21 protein-coding genes and 1 pseudogene are annotated in these 19331 nt (G+C 69.2%); 15 read left to right on the plus strand and 7 right to left on the minus strand.

The window, feature by feature from the left end:
* Positions 1-14: 14 nt before the first annotated feature.
* The gene (locus DOS48_RS17320; protein WP_127116943.1) at positions 15-1067 is read right to left on the minus strand and encodes a M42 family metallopeptidase; all 1053 of its coding nucleotides are present in this window, start codon (positions 1065-1067) and stop codon (positions 15-17) included.
* 176 nt (positions 1068-1243) lie between these two features.
* Here DOS48_RS17320 and DOS48_RS17325 point away from each other — a divergent pair, with 176 nt between their 5' ends.
* The 5 genes and pseudogenes from DOS48_RS17325 (at position 1244) to DOS48_RS17345 (ending at position 4202) form a co-directional block, all read left to right on the plus strand.
* Positions 1244-1501 carry an MTH865 family protein gene (locus tag DOS48_RS17325; RefSeq protein ID WP_127116944.1) on the plus strand — a complete coding sequence of 86 codons (258 nt, stop codon included), beginning with the start codon at positions 1244-1246 and terminating at the stop codon, positions 1499-1501.
* 106 nt (positions 1502-1607) lie between these two features.
* Positions 1608-2315: a J domain-containing protein gene (locus DOS48_RS17330; protein WP_127116945.1), complete on the plus strand. Its 708-nt coding sequence runs from the start codon at positions 1608-1610 to the stop codon at positions 2313-2315.
* 41 nt (positions 2316-2356) lie between these two features.
* Positions 2357-2461 (plus strand): annotated as a pseudogene (locus DOS48_RS29595) (NAD(P)-dependent alcohol dehydrogenase); the annotation flags it as partial.
* A gap of 65 nt (positions 2462-2526) precedes the next feature.
* Positions 2527-3009: a hypothetical protein gene (locus DOS48_RS17340; protein WP_127116946.1), complete on the plus strand. Its 483-nt coding sequence runs from the start codon at positions 2527-2529 to the stop codon at positions 3007-3009.
* Positions 3010-3029: 20 nt separating this feature from the next.
* Positions 3030-4202 (plus strand): thiamine pyrophosphate-dependent dehydrogenase E1 component subunit alpha, encoded by a 1173-nt coding sequence (locus DOS48_RS17345; RefSeq protein ID WP_127116947.1) that lies wholly within the window; start codon positions 3030-3032, stop codon positions 4200-4202.
* Between the two features lie 24 nt (positions 4203-4226).
* Here the strand turns inward: DOS48_RS17345 and DOS48_RS17350 are convergent, their stop codons facing one another.
* Positions 4227-5540 (minus strand): NAD(P)/FAD-dependent oxidoreductase, encoded by a 1314-nt coding sequence (locus DOS48_RS17350; protein ID WP_127116948.1) that lies wholly within the window; start codon positions 5538-5540, stop codon positions 4227-4229.
* A gap of 114 nt (positions 5541-5654) precedes the next feature.
* Between DOS48_RS17350 and DOS48_RS17355 the strand changes: the two genes are divergently transcribed.
* The 5 genes from DOS48_RS17355 to DOS48_RS17375 all read left to right on the plus strand — a co-directional run bounded on the left by DOS48_RS17355 (position 5655) and on the right by DOS48_RS17375 (position 10226).
* A complete protein-coding gene (locus DOS48_RS17355; RefSeq protein WP_127116949.1) occupies positions 5655-6881 on the plus strand; it encodes a pyridoxal-phosphate dependent enzyme in 1227 nt (408 codons plus the stop codon).
* Between the two features lie 51 nt (positions 6882-6932).
* The gene (locus DOS48_RS17360; RefSeq protein WP_127116950.1) at positions 6933-7529 is read left to right on the plus strand and encodes a GNAT family N-acetyltransferase; all 597 of its coding nucleotides are present in this window, start codon (positions 6933-6935) and stop codon (positions 7527-7529) included.
* A gap of 80 nt (positions 7530-7609) precedes the next feature.
* Positions 7610-8017: a cytidine deaminase gene (cdd, locus tag DOS48_RS17365; RefSeq protein WP_127116951.1), complete on the plus strand. Its 408-nt coding sequence runs from the start codon at positions 7610-7612 to the stop codon at positions 8015-8017.
* Between the two features lie 96 nt (positions 8018-8113).
* Positions 8114-8941: a nucleoside phosphorylase gene (locus DOS48_RS17370; RefSeq protein ID WP_127118831.1), complete on the plus strand. Its 828-nt coding sequence runs from the start codon at positions 8114-8116 to the stop codon at positions 8939-8941.
* Between the two features lie 103 nt (positions 8942-9044).
* On the plus strand, positions 9045-10226 hold the full coding sequence (locus DOS48_RS17375; RefSeq protein WP_127116952.1) for an NAD(P)/FAD-dependent oxidoreductase: 1182 nt from the start codon (positions 9045-9047) through the stop codon (positions 10224-10226).
* Between the two features lie 124 nt (positions 10227-10350).
* Here DOS48_RS17375 and DOS48_RS17380 read toward each other — a convergent pair whose 3' ends face one another.
* Together DOS48_RS17380 and DOS48_RS17385 are read right to left on the minus strand one after the other, a co-directional pair.
* Complete coding sequence (locus tag DOS48_RS17380) at positions 10351-10884, minus strand: Rrf2 family transcriptional regulator (RefSeq protein WP_127116953.1); 534 nt, start codon at positions 10882-10884, stop codon at positions 10351-10353.
* Positions 10885-10951: 67 nt separating this feature from the next.
* Positions 10952-11164 (minus strand): hypothetical protein, encoded by a 213-nt coding sequence (locus DOS48_RS17385; protein ID WP_127116954.1) that lies wholly within the window; start codon positions 11162-11164, stop codon positions 10952-10954.
* Positions 11165-11252: 88 nt separating this feature from the next.
* On the opposite strand from DOS48_RS17385, the gene rocF reads away from it, so the two are divergent.
* On the plus strand, positions 11253-12158 hold the full coding sequence (gene rocF / locus DOS48_RS17390) for an arginase (RefSeq protein ID WP_127116955.1): 906 nt from the start codon (positions 11253-11255) through the stop codon (positions 12156-12158).
* 32 nt (positions 12159-12190) lie between these two features.
* On the opposite strand, the gene DOS48_RS17395 is transcribed toward rocF, so the two are convergent.
* Positions 12191-12487 (minus strand): hypothetical protein, encoded by a 297-nt coding sequence (locus DOS48_RS17395; RefSeq protein ID WP_127116956.1) that lies wholly within the window; start codon positions 12485-12487, stop codon positions 12191-12193.
* A 105-nt stretch (positions 12488-12592) separates the two neighbouring features.
* Between DOS48_RS17395 and DOS48_RS17400 the strand changes: the two genes are divergently transcribed.
* Positions 12593-13411, plus strand: a complete 819-nt coding sequence (locus tag DOS48_RS17400) for a PHP-associated domain-containing protein (protein WP_127116957.1) — start codon at positions 12593-12595, stop codon at positions 13409-13411.
* 62 nt (positions 13412-13473) lie between these two features.
* Here DOS48_RS17400 and DOS48_RS17405 read toward each other — a convergent pair whose 3' ends face one another.
* Positions 13474-13977, minus strand: coding sequence for a metal-dependent hydrolase (locus DOS48_RS17405; protein WP_127116958.1), 504 nt, complete (start codon positions 13975-13977; stop codon positions 13474-13476).
* A 129-nt stretch (positions 13978-14106) separates the two neighbouring features.
* On the opposite strand from DOS48_RS17405, the gene DOS48_RS17410 reads away from it, so the two are divergent.
* Positions 14107-15210 (plus strand): pyridoxal phosphate-dependent aminotransferase, encoded by a 1104-nt coding sequence (locus DOS48_RS17410; protein ID WP_127116959.1) that lies wholly within the window; start codon positions 14107-14109, stop codon positions 15208-15210.
* A 306-nt stretch (positions 15211-15516) separates the two neighbouring features.
* On the opposite strand, the gene DOS48_RS17415 is transcribed toward DOS48_RS17410, so the two are convergent.
* Positions 15517-16161, minus strand: coding sequence for an FAD-dependent oxidoreductase (locus DOS48_RS17415; protein WP_127116960.1), 645 nt, complete (start codon positions 16159-16161; stop codon positions 15517-15519).
* Between the two features lie 355 nt (positions 16162-16516).
* Between DOS48_RS17415 and DOS48_RS17420 the strand changes: the two genes are divergently transcribed.
* Positions 16517-18274 (plus strand): 2-oxoacid:acceptor oxidoreductase subunit alpha, encoded by a 1758-nt coding sequence (locus tag DOS48_RS17420; RefSeq protein ID WP_127116961.1) that lies wholly within the window; start codon positions 16517-16519, stop codon positions 18272-18274.
* Positions 18275-18277: 3 nt separating this feature from the next.
* Positions 18278-19141, plus strand: a complete 864-nt coding sequence (locus tag DOS48_RS17425; RefSeq protein WP_127116962.1) for a 2-oxoacid:ferredoxin oxidoreductase subunit beta — start codon at positions 18278-18280, stop codon at positions 19139-19141.
* Positions 19142-19331 lie beyond the last annotated feature (190 nt).

Here is a 19331-nt window from a genome sequence, read left to right on the forward strand (position 1 = left end):
CTCGACGGTCTCTTTTATAACGTGTAGTCGTGTTCGCCGGTCTCGGAGGTCAGAAACGCCGTCAGCAGATCGATCGTCGCGGCGATGTCGTCGCCGTCCGCGGTCTCGGTGACGGTGTGGAGGTAGCGCGTCGGAATCGAGATGGCCCCGACCGGCTTCGCGCCCGCGGTGTTCTGGAACCCCGCGGTGTCGGTGCCGCCCGCGGGCAACACCTCGTGTTGATGGTCGATCCCCTCGGTCTCGGCCACCGCCGTGAGCCGCTTGTGAACCTTCGGGCTCGTGATCACGGAGGCGTCTTTCAGCTTGATCGCCGTCCCCTCACCCAGTTTCGTCACCGCGTCGGCGGCGTCGCCGATCTGGGGAACGTCGTTCGCGACGGTCACGTCCAAGGCGAGAGCGAGGTCCGGGTCGATGTCGACGCCGAGCGCGGTCGCGCCCCGGAGTCCGACCTCCTCTTGGACCGTCGCCGCGAAGTGTATCGTCACGTCCGGGTCCTCGATCCGCTTTGCGGCCTCGATGGCCGCGAACAGGCAGACCCGGTCGTCGAGCGCCTTCCCCGTGATCCGATCGCCCATGCGCGTCGTCGTCTGATCGAGGGTGACGACGTCGCCGACGCCGACGAGTTCCTCGACCGTCTCGGCGTCGCGGCCGAGGTCGATGAACACGTCCGAGACCGCGTCGGCCTTCTCGCGCTGCTCCTCGGTGAGCGTGTGCGGCGGCACGGAGCCGATGACGCCGGTGAGGTCCTCATCGCCGTGGACGGTGACGCGCTGGGCTCGCAGGACGCGGGGGTCGAACCCGCCGAGCGGGTCCACCTTGACGAACCCGTCCTCGGTGACGTGCCGGACCATGAAGCCGATCTCGTCCATGTGGGCCGCGACGGCGACCGAGTAGTCCGAGTCGCCCTCGATGGTGCCGACGACGTTGCCCATCGCGTCGGTCCGAACCCGGTCCGTGTGTTCCGCGAACTCGCGGCGAGCGATCGCCCGCACCGCGTCCTCGTACCCCGGAACGCCTCGGGCCTCGGTCAGTTCACGCAACAGGTCGTACGCGAAATCGAACGACATGCCTCACTCTCGTGGCCCCGTCGACAAAGATTCACGCGATCCGGCACGCCGTCTCGGCGTCGGTCGCGGTCGTCGGCGCGCCCCGTGCCCGCATCGGCGGATCGGTCTTTTAAAACCCTCAACCGGTTTGTCGTTGTTCCGCAACGCTTTTGCGGTCGCTTGCGGGAAGTGTGTGTATGTCAGACGTTAAAGCGGAACTCCGCGAACAGTTCATGGAGGCGTTCAGCGGCGCCGACTTCCCCGTCGATAACCAGATGGACCTCGTCCCCGCGCTCCCGGACGGGCCGGGCACGAAGTTCGAGGCCGGCGACGTGAGCTTCACCGCGATGGAGATGGCCGCGAAGCTCGGCAGCGAACAGGAGTTCCCCTACGACACCGCCGAGGCGCTCGTCGACGACATCATCGACGGGCTCGAAGCGAAGGGCATGCTCTGAAACGGCGGCCGCAACTGCGCTCCGTTCTCCGCTCGCCGAACGCGTTGGTGAGTACTCGCGATGTCCCCGGCGAGAGGTTGATACCCTCGGAGCCGTTACTACGCTCGTGGTCGTCGAACTGATCCGTCTCCTGCCGCCGTGGGTTGCGCTGGGCCTCGCGCTCGGCACCGTCGCGTCCGGATTCGTCGCGCTCGCCTTCTACCTCGGAGACCGCTACGTCGACCAGGCCCCCAACGCCGGCGGGCAGGGCGCCGGCAGCGCGACCGGCGACGAGCGACGGCGCCGAGAGCTTCGCGAGTACCTGACGGCTATCGGCGAGCGGTTCCACGAGGACCACGGGCTCGGGAGCGTGACGGTTCCCTTCTATCTCCCCGAGCGCGGGGTCGCCATCACCTTCGACGCGCACGACTACTTCAGACTCGAAGGCGAGGGCGTCTACACCGTCCTCTGTGAACACGAGATGCCCGGCCGCGGGCTGGGTCGGCGGCTCCCCTTCGACGTGACCGAACCCGATTGGGGGCCGTCTCGACCGCCCAGGAGCGGCGGCCGCGATCCGGTCGCCGCCGCGTTCGCGGAACTCGACGTCGCCCGCGACGCCGACGCCGCCGAGGTGAAACGCGCCTACCGCGAGCGCGTCAAGGAGACGCACCCGGACCAGGGCGGCGACGAGGAGTCGTTTAAACGCGTCCGCGAGGCGTACGCGACCGCTCGCAACCACACCGGCGACGCGGACGGCGGCGTCGGACGAGGCGGCCCGGCCGCTCGGGCCACGCGATCCGACCGCGCCGACCCGCAGACGGGCTTCGGCCGATAACGCGAGCGCGACTCGAACGCCGCCGCTCGCCGAGACGGGTCGGGGTCGTCGACCTCCACACCAGTCGCTACGACCTCGGCGCCGTGAAAGCCGTCGCGGAGGGGCTCGAACGCGGCGAGACCGACGGCCGCGCCGTGATCACGCCCTGTGAGGGACAAGTCGGGACTGTAGCCACGACAAGGACTTTACCCGGCGTGGCTGATGTTGGTTCATGGACAGTTCTCGCGCCGCCGAACTCGGCCCGTTCACCGCCCGGCAGTGGTCGCTGCTCGCCGGCGTCTACGCGTTCGGTTGTGCGACCCTCACGGCGTTCGCGCTCTCCGGGATGCTCGGCCTCTTCGCGGAGGTGATCGGACTGCCGGCCGCCGTCGCGCTGCCGCTTCTCGCGACGCCGGCGCTGATCGTTGGCGCGGGCGTCTGGTGGACGCTCGTCGAGCGGCGGGAGACAGCCACCTACCCTCGCGGGGCCGCGTTCGGGCTACTCACCGCGCTGCTCACCGGCGGCGTCTGGACCGCTCGGTTCGTCTCCGTCTGGAGCGTCGAGATGCTGACGGCCGGCCCCGTCCCGCTGCTCGTCGGCTTCGTGCTCGGCGCGGTCGGCGTCGCGGGCGTGCTCGTCGGACTTCCGTTCACCTTCGTCCGCCGGCGGAGCCGGGTGCGGTCGGACGCCGACGCGACCGCTAACTCCTTGTGATCGTGGGCCACACAGACGGTATGGACGAGCACGGCGCCGACGAGGACGACTCCCCCGAGTCCGACGACGCCGCGACCGACCCTCTCGCCGACGAGGACGTCTACCGCGTGCTGGGGCCGGACGGGTCGCCGCTGCCGGACGCGACGGTCCCTGACCTGTCAGACGAGGAGTTCCGCGCGATCTACCGCGATCTGGTCATCACGCGCCGGTTCGATGAACGCGCAGTCAGCCTCCAGCGACAGGGGCGTATCGGGACGTACGCGCCCTGCGCGGGCCAAGAGGGCTCCGCGGTCGGATCGACCCACGCGCTCGCGGACGAGGACCTGATAAGCTACCAGTACCGCGAGCACGGCGCGGTCGTCGTCCGCGACCTCCTCGCCGACTACCTCCCGTACTGGCTGGGACACGAATCGGGGACCGAGGCCATCGCCGAGGGCAACGTCTTCCCGCTGAACATCGGTATCGCCGCGCACCTCCCCCACGCCGTCGGGGCCGCGTGGGCGTTCGACTACCGGGACGAGGACCGAGTCGTCGCCGCCCACTTCGGCGACGGCGCGACGAGCGAGGGGGACTTCCACGAGGCGTTGAACTTCGCGGGCGTGTTCGACACCCCGACCGTCTTCTGTTGTCACAACAACGGCTGGGCGATATCGATCCCCGAGCGGCGACAGACCGCGAGCGACACGTTCGCGCGGAAGGCGACCGCCTACGGCTTCGAGGGCGTTCGCGTCGACGGGATGGACCCGCTCGCGAGCTACGCCGTCACGCGCGAGGCTGCCGAGCGCGCCCGCGGCGGAGCCGACGCGGCGGCCGACGACACCGGCTCCCCTCGACCGACTCTCGTCGAGTTCGTCGAGTACCGGTTCGGCGCGCACACGACCGCCGACGACCCGACCGCGTACCGAGACGCCGACGCGGTCGAACCGTGGCGCGCGCTCGACCCCCTCGACCGGATGGAGACGTTCTTACGGGAGACCGGTCGGATTGACGACGCGGGCGTCGAAGCGATCCGCGAGGACGCCGACGAGGTCGTCGCCGACGCCATCGACGCCGCCGAGTCGGTTACGGCCGACCCGAGCGACATGTTCGACTACGCGTACGACGATATCCCGCCCGAGATCCGTCGCCAGCGCGACGAACTGCTCGGGATGGTCGCGGAACACGGCGACGACGCGTTCGTCCGCGACGAGTGACCCCGCGGCCGTGAGCAACTCTATTTATAAATACTCAGTCGCGACGGTCGCCGCCTCTCGCCCGCTCGCTAACGCGCCCTGAATCGACGACCACTCGGTGTAGTCGCCGGCGAGAACCACCGGCCCCTCGGGGTCGTCCGGGTCGGGAAGGCGGTCGTGGACGCCCGGCGGCTGTGCGAACTGCGCGAACGGAATCCGGTGGACATCGACCGTTTCGAGGCCGCCGAACTCGCGTTTCGGATACCACGCCGCAAGCGCGTCGCGCACGTCCTCGCGCAGGGCGTCCGCCGGCCGGTCCTGCGCCGCCTCGCCGAGGAACGTCGCGGCGAGCAGCGCGCGGTCGTCGGGGGCGTACTCGGGCGCGACCTCCGACATCGGGATCACGGCGTTCGGCGACGCTTCGGCCGCGTTGAGCAGGATGCGCTTCCCCGTCTCGAACGACTCGCCCGCGGGGAGCGTGTACCAGCCGGTCGCGTTCGGCACGGCCTCCGTGGGAATCGACTCGACGCCCGTGAGCCGGCGGGCCTCCGGCGGCGTGGTCGCGACGACGACGGCGTCGGCCTCGCGGGTCGACCCGTCGGCGAGTTCGACCGTGGCGCCCTCGGCGTCGGCGCTCCCGGTCCGGAAGGGGATCCGGCCCTGCCCCGCGGTTCGGACGGTCTCCACGTCGGCGCCGGTCTCGACGTCCACGCCGGCGTCGCGGGCGCGGGCGGCGAGCGCCTCGGGGATGGCCTGCATCCCGGCCGCGGGGACGCCTATCGCCCCTCGGCTCATGGCGCGGAAGGTGTACTCGAACACCTGCTTCGAGGTCGAGAGGCTCCGATCGAGGGTGATACCGCCGTAAAAGGGCTCGACGAAGTTGCCGATGTAGTCGTCGGCGAACCCCCAGTCGCGGAGGTACTCGCGGATCGAGGCGTCCGGGCCGCCGAAAAACGACGCCTCCTCGCGCTGCGCGAGGTCGTACCGGAGCGCGAGCGTCCGGAGTTTATCCGAGACCGACACCTCGCGGTTCAGGAGGGAGGGGATCGCCCCGCGGGGGTCGCGCAGCGGGTCCGAAAGCGTCGCGCGCGAGCCGGGGCGACAGATCGTCGCGCCGGGCGCGAACGTTCGGAGGTCGAGGGCGTCGGCGTCGAGTTCGCTCGCGACGGCCGGATAACTCGTGAAGAGCACCTGAAAGCCGCGGTCGAGGGTGAACCCGTCGACCGTCTCGGTCCGGACGCGGCCGCCAAGATCCGGTCGTCGTTCGAGAAGCGTCGCGTCTGCGCCGGCCTCCGCGAGCCGAGTCGCCGCGACGAGCCCCGCGATCCCGCCGCCGACGACGGTGACGTCTCCGTTCATACGCGGAGTATCGGGTTGCGGGTTTATAAGCGGCCGCGGCGCGGCGGCGAGGGGCCTCGGCCGCCGCGGTCCGCGAGAGGGAAGCGATTAGTCGCCGCCGCCGTAAGGGTCGGTATGGAGACGACGGAGACGACGACGGCGTTCCGCGGGCTGGAGAGTCGCGCGTCGGGTCGCGTCCACGAGACGGCCGATCCGACGACCGTGCCGGCCGACGAGCAGGCGCGCGGGCTCGACCCCGCCTACGACTACGACGCGGTCGACCCCGAGTCGCTGCTCGCCCCCCCGGCGGACGGGCCGGCCGGAGCGGGCCGCGGTCACTGGCGCTTCGACGCGCTGCTCCCCTTCCCGGCCGAGTCGGCCATCTCCGCCGGCGAGGGCGCCACGCCGCTCGTCCCCACCGAGCGCCTCGCGGACGAGCTGGCCGTCGACGCGGTGTACGTCAAAGACGAGGGGCGGAACCCCACCGGCACCGTGTTCGACCGCGGGCTCTCGGTCGCGCTGACGGCCGTCGCCGCGCGGGCGGCCGAGGGGCAGGACGTGGAGCCGCTCGCCTGCGCGAGCCCCGGCAACGCCGGGCAGTCGATGGCGGCGTACGCGGGCCGGGCCGACCTGCGCTCGTACGCGTTCGTCCCCTCGCGCTGTGCGTTCTCGAACAAGGCGATGACGAACGTCCACGGCGGCGACATGCGCGTGGTCGGCGGTCGCTTCCCGGACGCCGCCGACGCCGTCGACGAGCAGCTGGAGACGGAGTACACCGACCTCGGCGAGTTCACGACGCCGTACCGCCACGACGGCGTGAAGACGCTCGCCTTCGAGCTGGTCGCCGACCTCGGCGCGGCGCCCGACGTCGTCGTCGTCCCGACCGGCTCCGGCGAGGTCGTCGCCGGCGTTTATAAGGGGTTCACCGAACTGGAGCGCGTCGGCGCGATCGAGTCGGTTCCGAAGATCGTCGCCGCCCAGGCCGCCGGCTGCGCGCCGATCGCGGCGGCGGTCGAGCGCGACCTCGACGAGCCGGAGCCGTGGTCGACGCCGGACACCATCTGCGGCGAACTCGAGATTGCCGACCCCGCTGGCGGCGCAGCGGCGGTCGAGGCCGTCACGGAGAGCGGCGGGACGGCCGTGACCGTCGAAGACGAGGACATCCTCGCGAGCGCGGTCGCGGTCGCGCAAAACGAGGTCATGGAGATGGGCGCCACCGGCGGGGCCGCGCCGGCCGGCGCGTGGGCGCTCAAGGAGGCGGGCTTCTTCGACGGCGACGAGACGGTGGTCCTGGTGAACAGCGACGCCGGGCTGAAGACGCCCGACGTGCTGCGCAGCCACCTGATGGGACAGGGTATTTAACCGGGCGCCGCGCGGGGAACCGTTTTTACGTCGCCCGGCGTAGGCGTAGGTATGTACGCCCGCGACGCCAAGAACCGTGACGAGGCGTGGTTACTGGACGCGATCGAGCGGCTCGGGCTCGACGACGTCGCCTTTCGGTCACGGGACTACGTGATCGCGGTCGACCAAGAGTCGGGCGACAGAGCGGGATTCGGGCGGCTTCGCCTGCATCGGGCGGACGACGAGGACGCGCCGAACCGCATCGAACTCACCGGTATCGGGGTCCTCCCCGAGTGGCGCGGCCGCGGCGTCGGCGCGCACGTCGTCGAACGGCTCGTCGACACCGCGGCCGCGGACGGGTTCGAGACGGTGTACGTGCTCACCGACCAGCCGGAGTACCTGACGCAGTTCGGCTTCGAGCGCGTCGACACCGACGACCTCCCGCAGGCGCTCTCGGACCGGCTCACGGAGAAACGCGAGTTCCTCGGCGGCGACGTGGTCGGCCTCCGACTCGCCGTCGACGACTTCGAGATGGCGGACCGGTTCCGCGAGGCGTTTAAATCGGCAGAGCCGGCGGACGCGGCCGGCGCCGACGACACGACCGAGTCGGCCGAGGACTTCGGCATCGACCCCGAGTCGGCCACGTACAAGTACGACACCGGGCGATAGCCGCGCCCGGCGCGCGACGACGCCTGCCGCGAGTCGACCGTGATCCGACCGCTTATCGGCCTGCCGAGCAACGCCACCGTATGGACGCAGACCTGATCGAGGCCGCGCGCGACGCCCTCGCCGACGCGCACGTCCCGTACTCCGACTACCGCGTCGGCGCCGCGCTCCGGACCGCCGACGGCACCGTCTACACCGGCTGTAACATCGAGAACGCGAACTACTCCAACAGCCTCCACGCCGAGGAGGTCGCGCTCGCAGAGGCGGTGAAGAACGGCCACCGCGAGTTCGACCGCATCGCCGTGGCCTCCGGGGTCCGCGACGGCGTCACCCCCTGCGGGATGTGCCGCCAGTCGCTCGCGGAGTTCGCGGCCGACGACCTCGTCGTCGTCTGTGACGAAGGCGAGGGGGAGACGAGCGAGTACACGCTCGGCGAGCTCCTCCCGAACACCATCTCCGAGGGGACGCTCGACGACGCCCGCAACGCCTGAGGCGGCGGGCCGCCCGAAGCCGCCGAGACGGAACTGCTTTGAAACGGCTCGCCGAAGGGCGAAGACATGACCGACGAAAGCGCGAAGAGCGAAGACATGACCGACGAAAGCGCGAAGAGCGAAGACCCGAACGACGAGGTGCAGTACCACCTTGAGGTCGCCGCCGAAGACGTCGCGAACGCCGTCTTGCTCCCCGGCGACCCAGACCGCGTAGACAAGGTCACGGCCCTGTGGGACGGCCACGACGAGGTCGCCCACCACCGCGAGTACCGAACCGCCACCGGCACCTACGACGACGCCCCGATATCGGTGACGTCGACCGGCATCGGCTCGCCGTCGGCCGCCATCGCCGTCGAAGAACTCGCGCGCGTCGGCGTCGACACGTTCATTCGGGTCGGCTCCTGTGGCGCCATCCAGCCCGAGATGGACGTCGGCGACCTCGTGATCACGACCGGCGCGGTCCGACAGGAGGGGACGAGCGACGAGTACGTCCGGGAGGACTACCCGGCGGCCGCCGACGGAGAGGTCGTCTCGGCGCTCGTCGCCGCCGCGGAGCGACTCGGGTACGACTACCACACCGGCGTGACGATGAGCGCCGACTCGTTCTACGCCGGGCAGGGGCGTCCCGGCCTCGACGGGTTCGAGGCGGCCGGCTCCGACGAACTGGTCGCCGAACTGCAGGAGGCGAACGTCAAGAACATCGAGATGGAGTCGTCGGCCATCCTGACCATCGCGAACGTGTACGGGCTCCGGGCCGGCGCGGTCTGTTCCGTCTACGCGAACCGCGTCACGGGCGAGTTCCGGACCGAGGGCGAGTCGCGAGCGGCCGAGACCGCGAGCCTCGCCGTCCGCCTCCTCGCTCGGATGGACGAGGTCAAAGAGGAAGCGGGCGCCGACCGCTGGCACGCGGGACTCTCGCTGTAACGCCCCCGGACCGACCCGCTTTCCCCCGTACGTGTCGGCTCGCCGACGGCCGGCTGAGGGACGTTCCAAAGCGATTTTACCCGCGGACCGCAGACCAGAACGTATGAGTACACAGGTCGTCGTCGTCGGCTCCGGCTACGCCGGCGCAGGGGCGGTGAAGGCGTTCGAAGACGAGGTCGGCGACGGCGAGGCCGAACTCACGTGGGTCGCGGAACACGACTACCATCTCGTTCTCCACGAGGTCCATCGCGCGATCCGAAACCCGGCGGTCGCCGACAAGATCACCATCCCGGTCGACGAGATCAAATCGCCCGAGTCCGACTTCGTGCAGGGCCGCGTCGTCAACGTCGACACCGACGAGCGCGTGGTCGAGACGGGCGACGGGACCACCGTCGACTACGACTACCTCCTCTTGGCGGTCGGCTCCACGACCGCCTTCTTCGGCATCGACGGGCTCAAAGAGCACGCACATCAGCTCAAGAGCCTCGACGACGCGAAGGCGATCCACGAGGACGTGCGGTCGGCCGCCGCCGAGGCGACCCGGTCCGACCCGGTCGAGGTCATCGTCGGCGGCGCCGGGCTCTCCGGTATCCAGACCGCGGGCGAAATCGCGGAGTACCGCGACAAACACCGCGCGCCCATCAACATCAAGCTCGTCGAGGGGCTCGACGAGGTCTTCCCCGGCAACGACCCCCAGATCCAGGGCGCGCTCCGCCAGCGACTCCAGGACGCCGACGTGGAGATCCTCACCGGCGACTTCATCTCGAAGGCCGACGAGGACGCGGTCTACCTCGGCGGCGGCGAGGACGAAGCGCCCGAGGAGCTCGGCTACGACGTGCTGATCTGGACCGGCGGCATCACGGGCCAGCCCGAGATCGAGGACGTCGAAATCGACAAAGACGAGCGCTCGCACCGCGTCCACGCCGGCTCCGACTTCGCGACCAGCGACGACCGCGTGTTCGCGCTGGGCGACACCGCGCTCGTCGAGCAGGGCGACGACGACGTGGCGCCGCCGACGGCACAGGCCGCCTGGCAGGCCGCGGAGGTCGCCGGCGAGAACCTCGCCCGCGCCGCCCGCGGTGCGCCGCTGCAGTCGTGGCAGCACTCGGACAAGGGCACGGTCATTTCGGTGGGCGAGAAGGCGGTCGCCCACGACGTGGTCGGCATGCCCATCAAGACGTTCGGCGGCACCCCGGCGAAGCTGCTGAAGAAGTCGATCGCGGTGCGGTGGATCGCGAAGGTCTCCTCGGCCGGACGCGGCGTGAGCGCGTTCGGCGACATGTAACGTCGGCCGAAAAACCCGGCTGCGGCGCGACTTTCCCCGTTCTCCGATCGCTATTTAAATAGCCGCGGCGTCGTCTGCGCTCACGGTCGAGTGGAGAGAAAACTGCCGGTCGCGGCGGGCGCGTTCAGTGTTCGGCGGGCTCGTCGGGCGCGCGCATGTCGTCGATCCGGAGGATGAGGATGTTCGCGGTGTCGTCTTTCCCGTCGACGGTCCCGTCGATGACGAGCTTCGAGAGGGGCGTCGGCCCCACCGTCACGGAGTCGCCCTCGTGGAAGTCACGGACGGACCCCTGAACGTGGATCTCGGCGCGGCAGAGCTCGGGGTGGTGAACGCTGGACAGGTCGATGCCGTCGACGTTGACGCCCGGTACCTCCTCGCCCTCGTGCGAAATGGGCACGTCGGCGGGCTCGTCCATGCGCTGGATGTCGAGCGCCTCGTACGCGTTCGAGGTGGGCTTATACCCGCCTTTCGGCCCCGGTACGCCCTCGACCAGTTGGAGGGCTTTCAGGCTCTGCATCTGGTTGCGGATCGTCCCCGGATTGCGGTCGACTTCCTCGGCGATGGCCTCGCCTTTGACCGCGTCCTCCTGTTCGCCGTACAGGTTGATCAGCGCCGTGAGTATGCTCTTCTGACTTGACGTAAGCTCGATGGATGACATGGACACGAATAGATGGCCGTACCGCTTAAATGCGATGGAAACTCGTTATAAATGATCGTGTGGGTTCTCACGATTCGCGGAGTCGACGAAGCCGAATATACGCGATCGGACTGGTGAGGGCCACGACGACGCCGACGCCGATGAGGGCGATTCCGAGGTCGCCGACGAAAAACGCGAGGGCGGCGCCGACGAGCCCGATGACGGCCCCGGTGAACGCGACGGCGATCATCGCGCCGATCGGTTCGAGATCAGCCGGTTCAAAGGAGTTCCCGCCGCTCATACCCTCCGTAGGCGGGCGGTCGTGAAAACAGCCACCGTTCCGGCCGGCAACCCCACCTTTCAAGCGCCGGCGGGCTGCTCTGTTTACTGTGACTACCGTCAGAATCATCGGCGCACCGACGGACTACGGCGCGAACCGACGCGGCGTGGACATGGGACCGTCGGCGATCCGCTATGCGGGACTGGCCGAACAGCTCGCGGGCGCCGGCGTCGACACGGTCGACGCGGGCGACCTCGCCGTCCCCCGTGCAGAAGAGCGCGACCCCGACGTGGAGGCCCCGCGCGAGGGTGACGCGAAGTTCCTCCGGGAGACGGCGGACGTCTCTCGCCGGCTGGCAGACGAGGTCGGCGACACGCTGGCCGCGGGCGACGTCCCGCTCGCGCTCGGCGGCGACCACTCCATCGCCATCGGCTCGCTGGTCGGGTCGGCTCGCGACGCGGAGATCGGCGCGGTGTGGTTCGACGCGCACGCCGACCTCAACACGCCCGCGACGACGCCTTCGGGGAACGTCCACGGGATGCCGCTCGCGGCCGCCCTCGGGCTCGGCGAGTTCGCGGGCTCCGACTGGGCGACTGCGCCGGGGCTCAACCCGGAGAACGTCGCGCTCGTCGGGCTCCGCTCCGTCGACGACGCGGAGGTCGACGTGATCCGCGACCACGGCTTCTCGGCGTACACGATGACCGACATCGACGAACGGGGTATCACGGCCGTGACGGAAGAAGCGATGGCCGAGGCGGCCGACGGCGTCGACGGCGTCCACGTCAGTTTAGACCTCGACTGGCTCGACCCCAAGGAGGCCCCCGGCGTCGGGACGCCCGTCCGCGGCGGGGTCACCTACCGGGAGGCTCACAGCGCCATGGAGATCGTGGCGGAGACCGACTCCGTCCGGTCGATGGAGCTCGTCGAGGTGAATCCGACGCTGGACCAGCACAACGAGACGGCGGAGCTCTCCACCGAGTTGGCGGCGAGCGCGTTCGGAAAGCGCGTCCTCTGAGAACGACCGGTGCGTTCGACCCGACGGCGCGCTCAGGGGCTCCGGTCGAGCCGGTCGACGATCCGCTGGAGGTCCGCCTCGCGCTCTACCTCGCCTTTGATCTCCTCGCGTTTTCGGACCGCCGCGGAGTCGGCGTCGTACGCGCGAACGAACTCGGCGCGCGTGTGCTCGTCGAACGCGTGCCGGATCGCGAAGTAGCCGTCGGGGACGATTGTGCCGCACACCTTACACTCGTGGCGCTGGTGCTCGTTCGTCTGGTGGACGATAGTCGACTCCACGTCGTCGAAGGCGGCGTCGCAATCGCCGATTCCGCACGTCCAACGGGGCATGTGAACCCGTCGCCGCCGCGGGGGATTAACCGTTTCCCCCGGCGACCGTCCGTCACGCCGTCCCGACCGTCGGCCCTCGGCGGCTCGCCGTCGAACGATACCCCTTTGCTCGGCGACGAAGAACGCGTATCCGTGACCCGATCGAGAACGCGCGTCGACGCCCACGTGAAGGTGCTCGACGACGACGTCGTGGCCCTCGCGAAGGAACGGGGGATCGACGCGCTCGTGTACGCGCCACATTTCACCCGGCTGCCGACGATCCGCGAGCGCGCGGCCCGGTTCTCCGACGACGACCTCACCGTGGTCCCCGCCCGCGAGGTGTTCACCGGCGACTGGGGGAACCGGCGACACATCCTCGTTCTCGGCTTAGACGAACCCGTCCCCGACTACATCACCTTCGAGGCGGCGATGGCCGAGGTCGACCGACAGGATGCGGCCGTCCTCGCGCCGCACCCGAGTTTCGCGACCATCTCGCTCACCCGCCCGGAGATCGACGCGCACGGCGCGCGGATCGACGCGATAGAGACGTACAACACGAAACTCCTCCCGCACCAGAACGCCCGAATGCGTCGCATCGCCGCGGCCACCGGCCAGCCGGGATTCGGCTCGTCGTACGCGCACCTCTCCGGCACCGTCGGCGAGGCGTGGACCGAGTTCGACGGCGCGTTCGACGGCGTCGACGAGGTCGTTGCGGCTTTCCGCGAGCGCCGCCCGCGGACCGTGGTCCACCGCGGCGGCGCCGGCCACCAACTCCGCGGGCTCGTCGAGTTCGCGCACCTCGCGTACGAGAACACCTGGGAGAAGGTCGACCGACAGTTCCTCTCCGGCGACGAGCCGACGCTCCCGACCAACGTCGCCTACGAGGGTCGGTTCGACGACGTGAGCGTCTACGCCGGGACGCTCTCCGACTACCGGCCGCGGTAGGCCGCACCGGGCAGACGAGCCGCCGGAGGCCGCGAGAACGGCGCAGGCGATCTCGCCGCCCCTTATAAGCCGAGCCCCGCCGCCGCCTCCGAGGCGGCCGTCGAGATGTCGAGGTCGAGGCTCACGACGTAGGCGTTGATCGCCCAGAAGACTACCAACTCCACGGCGGTGATGATCACGGTGACCAGGTCCGCGTACTTGCTGCTCGTCGTCACGCCGGTCGGCATCCCGTACTCGGTGTCCGAGAGGGGGTGGAACAGCGCGATGCCGCGGCGGCTCCCGACCACGTCGAGGATGTAGTGGGTCAACACGCCGATCCAGACGTACTGGAGGTTACCGAAGACGATGGGGTACGCGAGGAAGATGCCGAGCACCGGGAGGCTGTGGAGCGTCTTCCGGTGGCGGCCGAAGGCGGTGTCGACGTCGGGGAACAGCGCGCCCAACACGATCGGGACGGTGATCTCGGCGATGGTCCGCGCGGTGGCCGCGTCGAGGCCGGGCTCGATGACGAAGCCGAGCCCGAGCGCCAACAGGAGGCCGTTGAGGACGTGGCCGCGTTTGTTCATACGGCTGGATCGGCGCGGGCACAGGTGAAACCACCGGATCGCGGGTCCCCGGACCGGCGGTCGAGCCGGCCCCCGAGCCGACGCCGCCCCGGTCGAAAGAGCCACGGCGGTCGCCGCCGAGCGACCCGTATGGAGTACGAGGAGCCAAAGTTCTTCCACGTGATGCAGTACGCGGCCGCGGCCGACGGGGACGTCATCGACATGGTGAGCGGCAACCCCGACTGGGAGCCGCCCGGCGCGCTCCGGTCGGCGCTCAGCGAGTACGCCGACCTGCCCTCCGAATCGTTCCAGTACCCGCCGAGCGAGGGACTCGTCGAACTCCGCGAGGCCATCGCCGAGCGCCGGAACGTCGACCCCGACCGCGTGGTCGTCACGAACGGGACCGGCGAGGCCAACTACCTCGCGCTGGCGCGCGCGTTCGAGCGCGACGCGGGCGACGAGGCGCTGCTCATGGACCCCGTCTATCCGTACTACCCCGGCAAGGTGGACATGCTCGGCGGCGAGAGCACACTCGTCCCGGTCGAGCGCGACGGAGGGCTCGACGTCCCGGCGATCCGCGAGGCGGCGAGCGAGGACACCGCCCTCATCGTCCTCAACACGCCGAACAACCCGACCGGGGCCGTCTACGACATCGACGCGATCCGAGAGGTCCTCGCGGTCGCCGAGGCGGTCGACGCCCTCGTCGTGGTCGACGAGGTGTACGACCACTTCGATCTCACGGGGGAGTTCGAGTCGGCGCTCACGCTGTCTTCGGACCGCGTCATCGTCACCAGCGGCTTCTCGAAGTCGATGGCTATCACCGGGTTTCGTGTCGGCTACGGCGTCTTCCCCGAGTCACACGTCGGCTCCGCCAAGACGCGGCACATGCTCGTGAACGTCACCGGCGCGCGCCCGTCGCAGTACGCCGTCTGCCACGCGCTCGCCGAGACGCCACCCGAGTACTACGCGACGGTCCGGGAACGGCTCGCAGGCCGAGTCGACGCGTTCACCGACGCGCTCGACGCGGCGGGCGCCGAGTACAGCCGGCCAGACGGTGCGTTCTACGTCCTCGCGCGCTTCGACGACTTCCCCGGCACGATGGCGAACGTCAAGCGGCTGATCGACGAGGCCGGCGTCGCCGGGATGCCGGGCGAGGCGTTCGGCAGCGCCCGCGACGAGTGGATCCGGTTCGCGCTCGTGACGCCGCGAGTCGAGGCGGCCGCGGAGCGCCTCGCCGACTACTTCGGAGCGTGAGCCCCGCCGCCGATTTATAACTGATCAACCGATAGAACGGTCGCCCACGCGGTCACGTTCGAAGGCGACAGATCGCGGCGGCGTGCCGGCGAGCGCCTCGGTAGCGGCGCGAGCCGACCGCGAGGGAGTCGGCGCGGCGCTTTTAATCGCCGCGCCGACGAGGCTGGGGAGGCGTGAGGTGCGGTGCTGTGCGGGGCGGGACTCGAACGGGCAGCAGCCTCACGGCTGGGGCTTTGGTGGTGTGTATCGCCGCACCGCAGCCAGCAACCGTTTATAAGCGATATCCCGAACCGTCGTCGATCGCGTCTACCCGAAGTTCTCGACTTTCGCGGCGTCGGCGTCGCCGCCGGCGGCCTCGATCGCGGCCTCCGCGTCGGCCACCAGGTCGGCGAAGCCGTACACGAAGACGGTCTCGCCGTCGCCGCCGGTCGTCGACTCGGCGACCGCGGCGTCGAGTTCGTCGGCGGCGTCGAGGCGGTGGACCGCGACGCCGCGCTCGGCCAACCGGTCCAACCGATCCGCGTGCGACACGTCGTCGTCGCGGTAGACGATCGCGGCCTCCCCGCCCTCGTCGAGCGCGCGCTCCGCGATGGCGACCGCCGGACCGACGCCGGGGCCGCCCGCGACGATCACCGCGCGCGCCTCGCCGTCGTAGTGCTGGTCGCCGAACGGCCCGGAGAGCGTCATCTCCGTGCCGGCCTCGGCGCCCGCGAGGAACGCGGAGAACTCGCCGCCCTCGTCGGGGTCGATACCGACCGTCACCTCGAAGCTGTCCTCCACGGTCGGCGACGAGAGGGTGTAGAAGCGCGCGACCGACTCGCCGTCGATCTCGGTTCCGAGCTTCACGAACTGTCCGGGCTCGGCGTCGAACCCGTCCGGCGCGTCGAAGGAGAGTGCGTAGGTGTCGGGGCCGACCGTCTCGACCGCGCTGACCGTCGCTGTCGTGTCCATGCCTCGGATCGGGCCGGGAGACACAAACGTGTTCCCGTCGGCGTCGATGCCGGTCGCGCCGCTCCGGTGGGGGCGACCGGGCCGGTCGCTCTCGGTCGGGTCCGACCGTGGCTGGGCCGGAAGCGTCGCGCGCGAGTCCGGCCGCGGCTCGTTCGACGGGCGTCGAAACCCCCCACGACGATGCGGGTCGATCGTGAGAGATCAGATAAACATTCGTCCATTCGAACGTGGCTATATGCGATATACGGCGGTGGCCCGCGACAATATTCGCGAAAAACGAAACGAACGTTGGAAAATGACCCGATGGCTCCTTCCAGAAGTCTTTTGATGAGTCCGGCGAAAGCCCCGGTATAGCATGGCTGCGGACTTCAACTGGGCCGTCGGCGGAGAAGCCGGTGACGGCATCGACTCGACCGGGAAAATCTTCGCGCAAGCGCTCTCTCGGGCGGGCCGACACGTGTTCACGTCGAAGGACTTCGCGTCGCGGATCCGAGGCGGTTACACCGCCTACAAGGTGCGAACATCCGTCGACAAGGTACAGAGCGTCGTCGACCGTCTTGACGTGCTCATCGCGTTAACGCCTCGAACCATCGAGGAGAACCTCGACGAACTCCACGAGGGCTCGGTGATCATCTACGACGGCGAACGGACCACGATGCAGGACGTGGAGATCCCCGAAGAGATGATCGGGATCGACGTCCCGCTTAAAAGTCTCGCAGAAGAGGCCGGCGGGGCGATCATGCGGAACGTCGTCGCGCTCGGCGCCGCCTGCGAGGTCGCGGCGTTCCCCATCGAGAACCTCGACTCCGCGCTGGAAAAGCGGTTCTCCGATAAGGGGCAGAAACTCGTCGACAACAACAAGGAGGCCGCCCGCGCCGGGCAGTCCTACGTCGCCGAGGAGTACGACCACGCGTTCGACTACGACTTAGCGACCACCGACGAGGACTACGTCCTCCTCAACGGCGACGAGGCCATCGGCATGGGCGCTATCGCCGCCGGCTGTCGCTTCTACGCCGGCTACCCGATCACGCCCGCGACCGACGTGATGACGTATCTCACGGGCCGAATCGAGCGGTACGGCGGCCACGTCGTGCAGGCGGAAGACGAGCTGTCCGCGATCAACATGGCGCTCGGCGCCGCCCGCGGCGGCGCGCGCTCGATGACCGCCACCTCCGGCCCGGGGATCGACCTGATGACCGAGACGTTCGGACTCATCGCCACCTCGGAGACGCCGCTCGTCATCTGTAACGTGATGCGCTCCGGTCCCTCGACCGGGATGCCGACGAAACAGGAGCAGGGCGATTTAAACCAGATGCTGTACGGCGGCCACGGCGAGGTCCCCCGCTTCGTCCTCGCGCCGACGACCATCGCGGAGTGCTTCTGGAAGACGGTGGAGGCGTTCAACCTCGCCGAGAAGTACCAGATCCCCGTCTACCTCACCGCCGACCTCTCGATGGCGGTCACCGAGCAGACGTTCACGCCGGAAACGTTCGACATGGACGAAGTCGAGATCGACCGCGGCAAGGTCGTCGACGAGACGACGATCGACGACCACATGAGCGAGTCGGGCGGCTTCCAGCCCCACGAGATCACCGACGACGGGATCTCGCCGCGGGCGTTCCCCGGCACGGCGGACGGCGCACACATGTCCACCGGCCTCGAACACGACGAGCAGGGCCGCCGGACGGAAGACACCGAGATGCGCGTCGAGCAGGTCGACAAGCGCAACCGGAAAGTCGAGACGGCCCGCGAACGCGAAGACTGGAGCCCGCGCGAGTTCGGCGACGCCGACGCCGACACGCTCGTGGTCACGTGGGGCTCGAACGAAGGCGCGCTCGCGGAGGCGGTCGAGTTCCTCGCCGACGACGGCATCGACGTGCGGGTCCTCTCGGTCCCGTACATCTTCCCGCGCCCGGACCTCACCGAGGATATCGAGGCGGCGGAGAACGTCATCGTCGTGGAGTGTAACGAACAGGGACAGTTCGCGAACCTGGTCGAACACGACGTGTTGGCGCGCGTCGACCGGATAAACAAGTACAACGGCGTGCGGTTCAAGGCCGACGAACTCGCAGACGACATCAAAGAGACCCTCACTGCAGGGGTGGAGGCGTAACCAATGAGCTCAGACATTCGATTCACCGACTTCAAGTCAGACAAGCAGCCGACGTGGTGTCCGGGATGCGGCGACTTCGGCACCATGAACGGGATGATGAAGGCCCTCGCAGAGACGGGAAACGACCCCGACAACACCTTCGTCGTCGCCGGCATCGGCTGTTCCGGCAAGATCGGCACGTACATGCACAGCTACGCGCTCCACGGCGTTCACGGACGCGCGCTCCCCGTCGGCACCGGCGTCAAGATGGCCCGGCCCGACATCGAAGTGATGGTCGCCGGCGGCGACGGCGACGGCTACTCCATCGGCGCGGGCCACTTCGTCCACGCCGTCCGGCGCAACGTCGACATGACGTACGTCGTGATGGACAACCGCATTTACGGGCTCACGAAGGGGCAGGCCTCGCCCACCTCCCGCGAGGACTTCGAGACCTCGACGAGCCCGGACGGCCCGAAACAGCCGCCGGTCAACCCGCACGCGCTGGCGCTCGCGTCCGGCGCGACGTTCATCGCGCAGTCGTTCTCCTCTGACGCGCTCCGCCATCAGGAGATCATCCAGAAGGCGGTCGAACACGACGGGTTCGGCTTCGTGAACGTCTACTCGCCGTGCGTGACGTTCAACGACGTGGACACCTACGACTACTTCCGCGACTCGCTGGTCGACTTAAAAGAGGCGGACCACGACCCCACCGACCGCGAGGCCGCGAAGGACATCATCTTCGACTCCGACACGGAACACCAGGGCGTCATCTACCAGGAGGAGGACTCGGTGCCGTACCACGAGCGTCACGGGGTCGACGAGGACATGTCGATCATCCCGGACGGCGCGCCCGAGGGCGCGACCGACCTCGTCCGCGAGTTCTACTGACGCGTCACGGACGGACTCCGCGTCGCGGTTGTCGTTCCGTTTTCGCCGCTCCGTTTTTATATATCCCCGCGGACAGCGGCGGCTCCATTCCGACCTCAGTAACACGCCAAATTCCGGCGACCGAGCCGTCTCGCGGCGGGTTTCCGACCGGTTTCAGCAAGCCTAATTACGTGGGTCCGTATGTACGAGT

This window comes from Halorubrum sp. PV6 (assembly GCF_003990725.2).
In the GTDB taxonomy this organism is placed as follows: Archaea; Halobacteriota; Halobacteria; order Halobacteriales; family Haloferacaceae; genus Halorubrum.

Coding starts and splice junctions, on each gene's coding strand:
- DOS48_RS17320 (WP_127116943.1), bottom strand. CDS start 1,067: ATGTCGTTCGATTTCGCGTACGACCTGTTGCGTGAACTGACCGAGGCC.
- DOS48_RS17325 (WP_127116944.1), top strand. CDS start 1,244: ATGTCAGACGTTAAAGCGGAACTCCGCGAACAGTTCATGGAGGCGTTC.
- DOS48_RS17340 (WP_127116946.1), top strand. CDS start 2,527: ATGGACAGTTCTCGCGCCGCCGAACTCGGCCCGTTCACCGCCCGGCAG.
- DOS48_RS17345 (WP_127116947.1), top strand. CDS start 3,030: ATGGACGAGCACGGCGCCGACGAGGACGACTCCCCCGAGTCCGACGAC.
- DOS48_RS17350 (WP_127116948.1), bottom strand. CDS start 5,540: ATGAACGGAGACGTCACCGTCGTCGGCGGCGGGATCGCGGGGCTCGTC.
- DOS48_RS17355 (WP_127116949.1), top strand. CDS start 5,655: ATGGAGACGACGGAGACGACGACGGCGTTCCGCGGGCTGGAGAGTCGC.
- DOS48_RS17360 (WP_127116950.1), top strand. CDS start 6,933: ATGTACGCCCGCGACGCCAAGAACCGTGACGAGGCGTGGTTACTGGAC.
- cdd (WP_127116951.1), top strand. CDS start 7,610: ATGGACGCAGACCTGATCGAGGCCGCGCGCGACGCCCTCGCCGACGCG.
- DOS48_RS17370 (WP_127118831.1), top strand. CDS start 8,114: ATGACCGACGAAAGCGCGAAGAGCGAAGACCCGAACGACGAGGTGCAG.
- DOS48_RS17375 (WP_127116952.1), top strand. CDS start 9,045: ATGAGTACACAGGTCGTCGTCGTCGGCTCCGGCTACGCCGGCGCAGGG.
- DOS48_RS17380 (WP_127116953.1), bottom strand. CDS start 10,884: ATGTCATCCATCGAGCTTACGTCAAGTCAGAAGAGCATACTCACGGCG.
- DOS48_RS17385 (WP_127116954.1), bottom strand. CDS start 11,164: ATGAGCGGCGGGAACTCCTTTGAACCGGCTGATCTCGAACCGATCGGC.
- DOS48_RS17395 (WP_127116956.1), bottom strand. CDS start 12,487: ATGCCCCGTTGGACGTGCGGAATCGGCGATTGCGACGCCGCCTTCGAC.
- DOS48_RS17405 (WP_127116958.1), bottom strand. CDS start 13,977: ATGAACAAACGCGGCCACGTCCTCAACGGCCTCCTGTTGGCGCTCGGG.
- DOS48_RS17410 (WP_127116959.1), top strand. CDS start 14,107: ATGGAGTACGAGGAGCCAAAGTTCTTCCACGTGATGCAGTACGCGGCC.
- DOS48_RS17415 (WP_127116960.1), bottom strand. CDS start 16,161: ATGGACACGACAGCGACGGTCAGCGCGGTCGAGACGGTCGGCCCCGAC.
- DOS48_RS17420 (WP_127116961.1), top strand. CDS start 16,517: ATGGCTGCGGACTTCAACTGGGCCGTCGGCGGAGAAGCCGGTGACGGC.
- DOS48_RS17425 (WP_127116962.1), top strand. CDS start 18,278: ATGAGCTCAGACATTCGATTCACCGACTTCAAGTCAGACAAGCAGCCG.